The sequence below is a fragment of the Streptomyces sp. ICN903 genome (assembly GCF_022015835.1).
GTDB lineage: Bacteria > Actinomycetota > Actinomycetes > Streptomycetales > Streptomycetaceae > Streptomyces > Streptomyces fenghuangensis.
The window spans coordinates 3,399-11,387 of the sequence record NZ_JAKMAY010000191.1; the positions used below are offsets into that span (position 1 = coordinate 3,399).

Annotated in this window: 6 protein-coding genes and 2 pseudogenes; 5 read left to right on the plus strand and 3 right to left on the minus strand. The window is 73.4% G+C overall.

Annotated elements, in window-relative coordinates; genetic code table 11:
* Both L7D48_RS19000 and L7D48_RS19005 read left to right on the plus strand, forming a co-directional pair.
* Positions 1-273 (plus strand): annotated as a pseudogene (locus L7D48_RS19000) (hypothetical protein); the annotation flags it as partial.
* 190 nt (positions 274-463) lie between these two features.
* Positions 464-1,879 (plus strand): NADP-dependent succinic semialdehyde dehydrogenase, encoded by a 1,416-nt coding sequence (locus L7D48_RS19005; protein ID WP_237880660.1) that lies wholly within the window; start codon positions 464-466, stop codon positions 1,877-1,879.
* Between the two features lie 56 nt (positions 1,880-1,935).
* On the opposite strand, the gene L7D48_RS19010 is transcribed toward L7D48_RS19005, so the two are convergent.
* On the minus strand, positions 1,936-2,370 hold the full coding sequence (locus tag L7D48_RS19010) for an ATP-binding protein (protein ID WP_237880661.1): 435 nt from the start codon (positions 2,368-2,370) through the stop codon (positions 1,936-1,938).
* 363 nt (positions 2,371-2,733) lie between these two features.
* Between L7D48_RS19010 and L7D48_RS19015 the strand changes: the two genes are divergently transcribed.
* Both L7D48_RS19015 and L7D48_RS19020 read left to right on the plus strand, forming a co-directional pair.
* A complete protein-coding gene (locus tag L7D48_RS19015; RefSeq protein ID WP_237880662.1) occupies positions 2,734-3,591 on the plus strand; it encodes a helix-turn-helix transcriptional regulator in 858 nt (285 codons plus the stop codon).
* A 161-nt stretch (positions 3,592-3,752) separates the two neighbouring features.
* On the plus strand, positions 3,753-4,973 hold the full coding sequence (locus L7D48_RS19020; RefSeq protein WP_237880663.1) for a hypothetical protein: 1,221 nt from the start codon (positions 3,753-3,755) through the stop codon (positions 4,971-4,973).
* 236 nt (positions 4,974-5,209) lie between these two features.
* On the opposite strand, the gene L7D48_RS19025 is transcribed toward L7D48_RS19020, so the two are convergent.
* On the minus strand, positions 5,210-6,241 hold the full coding sequence (locus L7D48_RS19025; protein ID WP_237880664.1) for a DNA topoisomerase IB: 1,032 nt from the start codon (positions 6,239-6,241) through the stop codon (positions 5,210-5,212).
* Between the two features lie 235 nt (positions 6,242-6,476).
* On the opposite strand from L7D48_RS19025, the gene L7D48_RS19030 reads away from it, so the two are divergent.
* Positions 6,477-7,556, plus strand: a complete 1,080-nt coding sequence (locus L7D48_RS19030) for a glutamate--cysteine ligase (RefSeq protein ID WP_237880665.1) — start codon at positions 6,477-6,479, stop codon at positions 7,554-7,556.
* A 36-nt stretch (positions 7,557-7,592) separates the two neighbouring features.
* Here the strand turns inward: L7D48_RS19030 and L7D48_RS19035 are convergent.
* Positions 7,593-7,989: pseudogene (locus L7D48_RS19035) on the minus strand (hypothetical protein); the annotation flags it as partial.

The following is a 7,989-nucleotide window of genomic DNA, read 5'->3' on the forward strand; positions in this document are numbered from 1 at the left end:
TCACCCGAGCTGGGCGGCGGCAACGGCGGGGGCGGGCCCGGGGCGGACGGCGAGCAGCGGAAGTTCTGGGTGGGCACGGTCGACGTCCGCACCCATGGTGAGGTGGAGTGCACCCTGGAACTCGGGGAGCCGGTCGAGGCGGACCTCAGCGGCGGCCCCGACGCGGTACGGCAGGTCCAGGACGCTCTCGCGGGCTTCTACGACGTGACGGCCGAGCCCCGGATCTCGGGCGACCAGGAGGTGGAGGTGCGGCTCAGGCTCGCCCAGCGCTGACCTGCCCCGGCGCTGACCTGCCCGGACCGCTCCCACCGGCCCGGGGCCGCCGTTCGCGGACTGAGACCGCCACGGGCGGGTACGCGCCCCCGCGAACGGAAGCGAGCGAGGACGAGCGGGGGCGCGTACCCGCCCGCCGGCTGTCTGGGCCGGCGGGCCGCACCGTCTCAGACCACCCCGGGAGGGACCCATGCCCATCTCGACCACCAACCCGGCCACCGGTGAGACCCTGCAGACCTTCGAGGCCCTGGGCGACCAGGAGATCGAGGAGCGGCTGGAGCACGCCCGCGCCGCCTTCGAGGAGTACCGCACCACCGGCTTCGCCGAGCGTGCCGAACTGCTGCGCAGGGCGGCCGATCTGCTGGAGAAGGAGCGGGACGACGTCGCCCGCACCCTGACCACCGAGATGGGCAAGCCCGTCACCGCGGCCCGCGCCGAGGCCGCCAAGTGCGTGAAGGCGATGCGCTGGTACGCCGACCACGCCGAGGAGCTGCTGGCCGACGAGCACCCCTCACCGGCGGACGTGGAGGACAGCGGCGGCAGCACCGCGTACGTGCGCTACCGCCCGCTGGGCCCGGTCCTGGCGGTGATGCCGTGGAACTTCCCGCTGTGGCAGGTGATCCGCTTCGCGGCCCCGGCCCTGATGGCGGGCAACACCGGTCTGCTCAAGCACGCCTCGAACGTGCCGCGGACCGCGCTGTACCTGGAGGACCTCTTCCGGCGGGCGGGCTATCCGCGAGGCTGCTTCCAGACCCTGCTGATCGGCTCCGGCGCGGTGGAGGGCGTACTGCGCGACGACCGTGTGGCCGCCGCGACGCTCACCGGCAGCGAACCCGCCGGGCGCTCGGTGGCCTCGATCGCCGGCGACGAGATCAAGAAGACCGTTCTGGAGCTGGGCGGCAGCGACCCGTATCTCGTCCTGCCCTCGGCGGACGTGGCGAAGGCGGCCGAGGTCGCGGTGACCGCGCGGACCCAGAACAACGGCCAGTCCTGCATCGCGGCCAAGCGCTTCATCGTGCACCGGGACGTGTACGAGGAGTTCGCCCGGCTGTTCGTGGACGGCATGAAGGCGCTGAAGGTGGGCGACCCGATGGACGAGTCCACCCAGGTCGGGCCGCTGGCCAGCGAGAGCGGCCGGGCCGACCTGGAGGAGCTGGTCACCGACGCCCGCGAGCGCGGCGCCACCGTGCTGTGCGGCGGACGGCGGCCCGCGGCCCATCCGGCCGGCTGGTTCTACGAGCCCACCGTCCTGGCGGACGTCACGCCCGGGATGCGAGTCCACCGCGAGGAGACCTTCGGTCCGGTGGCGACCCTCTACCGGGCGGCGGACCTGGACGAGGCGATCGCGGTGGCCAACGACACCCCCTTCGGCCTGAGCTCCAACGTCTGGACCCGCGACCGGGAGGAACAGGAGCGCTGCGTGCGCGACCTGCGGGCGGGCGGTGTCTACTTCAACGGCATGACCGCCTCGCACCCGGCGATGCCCTTCGGCGGGACCAAGCGCTCCGGCTACGGCCGGGAGCTGTCGGGGCACGGCATCCGCGAGTTCTGCAACGTCACCACGGTCTGGCACGGCACGCCCCCGGACGTGCCCACCGCCGAGTGACGGGCGGGGCGGCGTGTGAGGCGCGGGCGGCGTGTGAGGGCCGTGCCCCGGGCCCGTCAGACGTCGTCGAGCCTCAGTTCCGCCCATACGACGCGTCCCCGCGTCCGGGCGGCGGGTATGTCCCCCCAGGATTCGGCGAGGGCGTCGACGAGCTGGAGGCCGCGCCCGCTGGTCGCCTCGACGTCCGCCGAGTGGGCCGCGAGTCCGGGCTCGCCGGTGCCCTGGTCGCGCACCTCTATGCGCAGCCGCCGGTCGCCGTGCTGGAGAAGGCAGGCGATTCTGTCGCTGACGGTGTGGACCACGGCGTTGGTGACGAACTCGGAGACGACCAGCTGTGCCGTGTCGACCACGCTCTGCGGGCAGTGCCAGCGGTGCAGCCACTCCGCGAGCAGGTGCCGGGCCACACACACCGAGGAGCGCTGGGCGGGCACCTCGAATTCCGCCCGTTGCCGTGATCGCTGGGGGTGGACGGCCGGCAGCATGGGGGTCATGTGCGCTGAGCGGGGGAGAAGAGCCATCAGTGGCTCGCCTTTCGTACGCCGGTGGGCGTCGGGTCCGGTGCACCGTGTGCGGGGCGCGGCCCGTGCCGGGGGCCGGTGCCCGGTGCGCCACGGTGGGGAGGAACGGCGAGGGCACGGGGTCCGCGAAGGGGGTGGGAGAGCCCGTGTACCGGTACGGTTCGACGCCGGTGTGACCGCGCCGTGAACTGGATCACCCGGCTACTATGCTCATTGGTGTCCGCAAAAGGCAAGAAGAGTTCTGCAAATTGCAAGATTTAAACGACAGCCTGGCTGCGTCACCGGCTCCGTGGCACACTGCTCTGCCGGTGGGACGCGAGCGGAGAGGAAGAGACCATGGGCGAGTCCCGGTCGGCACCGACCGTGGGGCAGATCGTCCTGGGGCTACGCCTGCGTGACCTGCGGGAACGTGCCGGGAAGTCGTTCGAGGAAGCCGCCCGGGTCCTGAGCGTCACCACATCCACGGTCCGCCGCATGGAGAAGGCCGAGGTGGGCCTGCGCCCGCTGTACGTCAAGGCGCTGCTGGAGAGCTACGGCGTCGGGGCGGAAGAGGCCGGCGCCTTCCTCGCGCTGGTGGAGAAGGCCAACAAGCCGGGCTGGTGGCACCGCTTCCGCAGCGTCCTGCCGGACTGGTTCAGCCTCTACGTCAGCCTGGAGAGCGAGGCCGACCTCATCCGCTCCTACGAGCCCCACTGCGTTCCGGGTCTGCTCCAGACCGAGGAGTACGCCCGCGCCCTGCTGCGGACCGGCTTCCCCCGGGCGGACGAGGAGGAGCTCGACCGGCGGGTCGCGCTGCGCATGGGCAGGCAGCAGCTTCTGGCCAAGCCGGACGCGCCGCGACTGTGGGCGGTGCTGGACGAACAGGTGCTGCGCAGACCGGTCGGGGGAGCCGGTGTCATGAGGGCGCAGATCGACCGGCTGGTCGAAGTCTGCGCCGGTCCCGGGATCAGCCTGCAGATCATGCCCTTCAGCGCGGGGCCCCACCCGGGGATGTTCGGCCCCTTCCAGCTCTTCCGGTTCAGTTATCCGGAGCTGCCGGACATCGTCTACACCGAGAGCCTGACCGGCGCCGTCTACATCGACGAGCGCCCGGAGGTCACCACCTACCTCGAAGCCCTCGACCGCATGGTCACCCAGGCCCTGCCGGTCCAGGACACCGAGCGGACGCTGCTCGAACTGCGCGACGCCTTCTGAGGCGGCCCGTCCCTCTCGCGCCCGGCGTGGCCGATGTCACAGGACGGCCGCCCTCTTCCGTACAACCGTTGTGCGGTCGGTGTACAGACATGTAGGAATGGCCCTTCCCGATGATCGATTCACGTCGGCACGTGATCGGAAGAGACAAGGAAGAGCACGTCATGTCTGTCCAGCCGCCCACTCCAGGGAACGACGCCGGCGAACCGGAGGGCGGGCGGCCGGACATACCCGACGAGATGTGGGAGCGCTTCGTCGGCGAGTGCGAGACCTCCCCGGGCTCCGCCCCCAAGGAGCCGTCCGCCCGGGCGCGGATGGTGACCGAGCGCCTGCGGAAGGCCGACGAGGAAGCCGCCGCGAGGCGGCGGGGCCGGCGCTGGGGCGGGAAGCGGCAGCCCGAACCGTGGCAGCCGGAAGGCTGGCGCACCGGCCCCGCCTGGCGGGAGATGGAGGGCGGCCGGCGCGGACGAGGACGGCCGGCCCGGGCCGGCATGGCGATCGGCGCCGGTGTGACCGCGCTGGCCCTGCTCTACGCGCTCGATCCGGCGCTCGTGCGCTCCTGGCTGCCCGACGGCGCCGACGGCACCGGATCGGCCGCCCCCCTGCCCGCGGAGACCGCCGCGCCCGCCGCCGCGCCGGATGCGGAACTCCTGCCCGGTCAGCCCACGGTGAGGCAGCCGTTCGCCGGCTCGCCCGCCAAGCGGTGGGCCGAGGGCGCGGACGCCATCGAGGTGCCGAAGGCCACCGCGGTCGGCGGCGTGCCGGCCACCGAGATCCGGGCCGCCCTGGAGCGGACCAGGAAGTTCCTGATCGCCGCCAACCTCGACCGCGACGTGCTGTACGGCGCCGAGCCCGTCGAGGCCATGGCCCTGCTGGACCCGCTGCTGGGAGAGTCGGTCGACCGGATCGGGAAGTCCCTGGACAAGCCCGGTGAGGACGATGACCCCACCTGGCTGTTCACCCGCTTCGACCGGAACGAGGTCCGCCTCGCCGGCGACGTGATCAAGGTCCGCGGCCGCATGGAGGTGAGCGAGAACGAACAGGGGGTGCCGCGCATCCGCGCCGACTACACCTTCGTCTACCCCCTCGCCCGCGCGGAGGGAGGCGAGGAGGTGGCCCGCACCGTCGTGCGCCGTGTGCTCGACGTCGACGTGCCGCACGGCCCGCGGTGGGAGCACACCGAGGGCACGCTGTGGCTGTACGGCTACGACGGGAACATCGCCAACGACACCTGCGACGAGCACGACGGCTTCATCCACCCGCAGTTCGTCGCCGACCGGTACGCCAACCCCGCCACGGGCGAGGAGAGGGACCCCTACGACCGCAGCAGACCGGTCGAGGAGTGGGCCGGGGAAGGGGAGTGCCTGGCGGCCTCGCGGACCTAGTGCCGCGTTCGCCGGGGTCGCCCGGTAGCGGGGCCCGGTCTCCGGCCGGGGGCACCCCCGGGCCCGCAGGGCCGAGGGGACGCGGCCGCCAGGCGGCCGGAAGCCGCGTGCGGCCGGCCCTGCCCGGGCCTTCGGCCGACGCGGCATGGGGCACCCCGGCCGCAGACCGGGGGTGGCGGCGAGCGGGGTGAGCCCGGCTGACGCGGCGCCGACCGCTCCCGCACCGGCCGTCCGGCTCAGCCCTGTGGAGGACGGCCGGTGCGCAGCATCCGCAGCACCGCCTCCTCGATCGCCCCCCGGGTCGCGGGCACCCCGAACGCGGCCCGGTCCCCGAGCCGGTGCAGGGCCGGGGCGATGGTGACACCCTCCTCGTACAGTTCGATCACCCGCGGGTTGACGTACGAGGCGCGGCACACCGCCGGGGTGTTGCCCAGGTACTCGGAGACCTCCTTGACGGCGCGGGCGACCGCACGGCGACGGGAGGCGTCGTTCCGGTCGGCGAACCGCGACACGGCCAGGGCGACGGAGGCCAGCACGGTGGCGTGCCAGGTACGGAAGTCCTTGGCGGTGACGTCCACCCCGCCCAGATCCCTCAGATAGGCGTTGAGGTCCTCACCGGTCACCTCGTGCCACGCCGGCCGCTCCCAGTAGGCCAGCAGCCTCTCGCCGCCCCCGCGGCGCCGTTTGAGGGCGCGCACCGCCCGGAACGTCGCGGGGTCCGCCACGGCGCGCACCACCTCCCGGCCGTGCTTGCCGGTGTAGGCGAAGGTCACCTCGCCGCCCGCGCAGTCGGCGTGCTCGCGCAGCAGGGTGGTCAGGCCGTAGGAGTTGTTCAGTTCCGCGTAGCGCTCGCCCCCGACGCGGAAGAACCCCAGGTCCAGCAGGCGGACCGCGGTGCCCAGCACCCGATTTCGGGTCAGCCCGCGCTCGCCCAGGTGGATCTCGGCCGTCTCGCGGATGCGGGGCAGCGCCTCGGCCACCTCCAGCACGTGCTCGTGCTTGGCCTTCTCCTGCTCCGCCCGGAAGCGCGGGTGGTACAGGTACTGGCGGCGTCCGGCGGCGTCGGTGCCCACAGCCTGGAGGTGGCCGTTGGGCCTGGGGCAGATCCACACGTCCGTCCAGGCCGGCGGGATCACCAGGGCTTTGATCCGCTCCAGTTCCGCCGGATCGCGCAGCGGCCGGCCCTCGGCGTCGAGGTAGCGGAAGCCGCGGCCGTGGCGCCTGCGGGTGTAGCCGGGATCGCCGGGCCGGGTGTGGCGCAGACGCAAGCGGTCCTCCCTGGCCTGTCTCCTGTGGTTCCCGCGAAGCTCCCGGGTTTCCCGGGGTGCCCGGGGCCGGCGCGCCGCCGCGCGGGCGGTGTGCCGGTGGGATGGTGCTCGTTCCCCCTTTCGGCCTTTCCATGACCCGTTCGCCCGGGCCGGCCGTGTGACCGAACCGTGGCGCGTACTCGCGCCCGGTCGGGGAAGTCGCTGGACCGGACGAGCGCCTGAGGAGGCTGTGGCGATGAGAAGCGTCGGTGTCGAGGAAGAACTGCTCCTGGTGAGCGCGGACAGTGGTGAGCCGCAGGCCGTCTCGGGAGCGGTGCTGGCCTCCGTGGGCGAGGGCGAGGAACTGGAGAAGGAGCTCCAGAAGGAGCAGCTGGAGACCGGTACCCGTCCGCGTACGCAGATGGTGGACCTGGCCGTTGAGGTTCGCCGGTGGCGCGGCGCGGCTTCGCAGCGGGCGCGCGCGGTAGGGGCGGAGGTCGCGGCGCTGGCCACCTCGCCGCGGGCGGTCGACCCCTCGCTCAGCCCCGGCGAGCGCTACCGGCGGATGGCCGGCGAGTACGGGCTGACCGCCCAGGAGCAGCTCACCTGCGGACTCCACGTCCATGTGAGCGTGGAGTCCGACGAGGAGGGGGTCGCCGTCCTGGACCGGATCCGGCCGTGGCTGGCCCCGCTGCTGGCGATGAGCGCCAACTCCCCCTTCTGGCAGGGGGAGGACAGCGGATACGCCAGTTACCGCAACCGTGTGTGGGGCCGGTGGCCGTCGGCGGGACCGGTGGAGGTCTTCGGCTCGGCCGGGAACTACCGCGAGCGGGTGCGCTCGATGATCCGGACGGGAGCGCTGCTGGACGAGGGGATGATCTACTTCGACGCCCGGCTGGCGCGGAACTACCCCACGGTCGAGGTGCGGGTCGCCGACGTGTGCCTCGACGCCCGCGACACGGTGCTGCTCGCGGCGCTGGTCCGCGCGCTGGTGGAGACGGCGGCCCGGCAGTGGCGCGCCGGCGAACCGCCCGCGCCGGTGGACGTCGGCCTGCTGCGCCTGGCGGCATGGCGGGCGGGCCGCTCCGGCCTCTCCGGGGAACTGGTGCACCCGGTGACCTTCGAGCCGGCCCCCGCGGAGAGCGTCGTGGGCGCCCTGCTCGACCACACCGCCCCGGCCCTGTCGGACACCGGTGACCTGTCCCTGGCCAAGGAGGGGGTGGAGGACCTCTTCCGGCGCGGCAACGGCGCCGCCGTCCAGCGCGCCGTCTTCGAGGAGACGGGGGGCGACCTGAGTGCCGTCGTGGCCGAAGCGGTGCGCAGGACCGTGGCCTGAACGTGGCCTGAACCGAGCCCCCGCCCGGGCGGGGGCTCAGCGACTGGCCGCGTCCTTGACCATCGCCGCGGCCAGCACCCTCTGCTTGAGCCGGGTGACGCACTCCTCGCAGGCGGAGAACACGGTCGTCCTCCCGCGGTACCCGACCTCCGCGAGAGGGCTCAGGGGCACATCGCCCCGCCCGCACCACAGCCAGCACACGGGGCCCCGTCCGGCGGGGGCGGGGCTCTCCACCTGCTCCTCCAGTCGGCTGATGCAGTCCTCGCAGGCGTACAGCGGGGCGTGGGTGCCCCAGGAGACCACCGGTCCGAGCCAGGTCACCGCCGTGCCGCTGCGCAGGCACCACAGCCAGCAGTCGCCGACGACCCACGCGCACCGGCCTTCCTCCGCCCCCTGCCCCTGTGGGGGCGGCCCGGGGCGCGGGGAGTCGGGC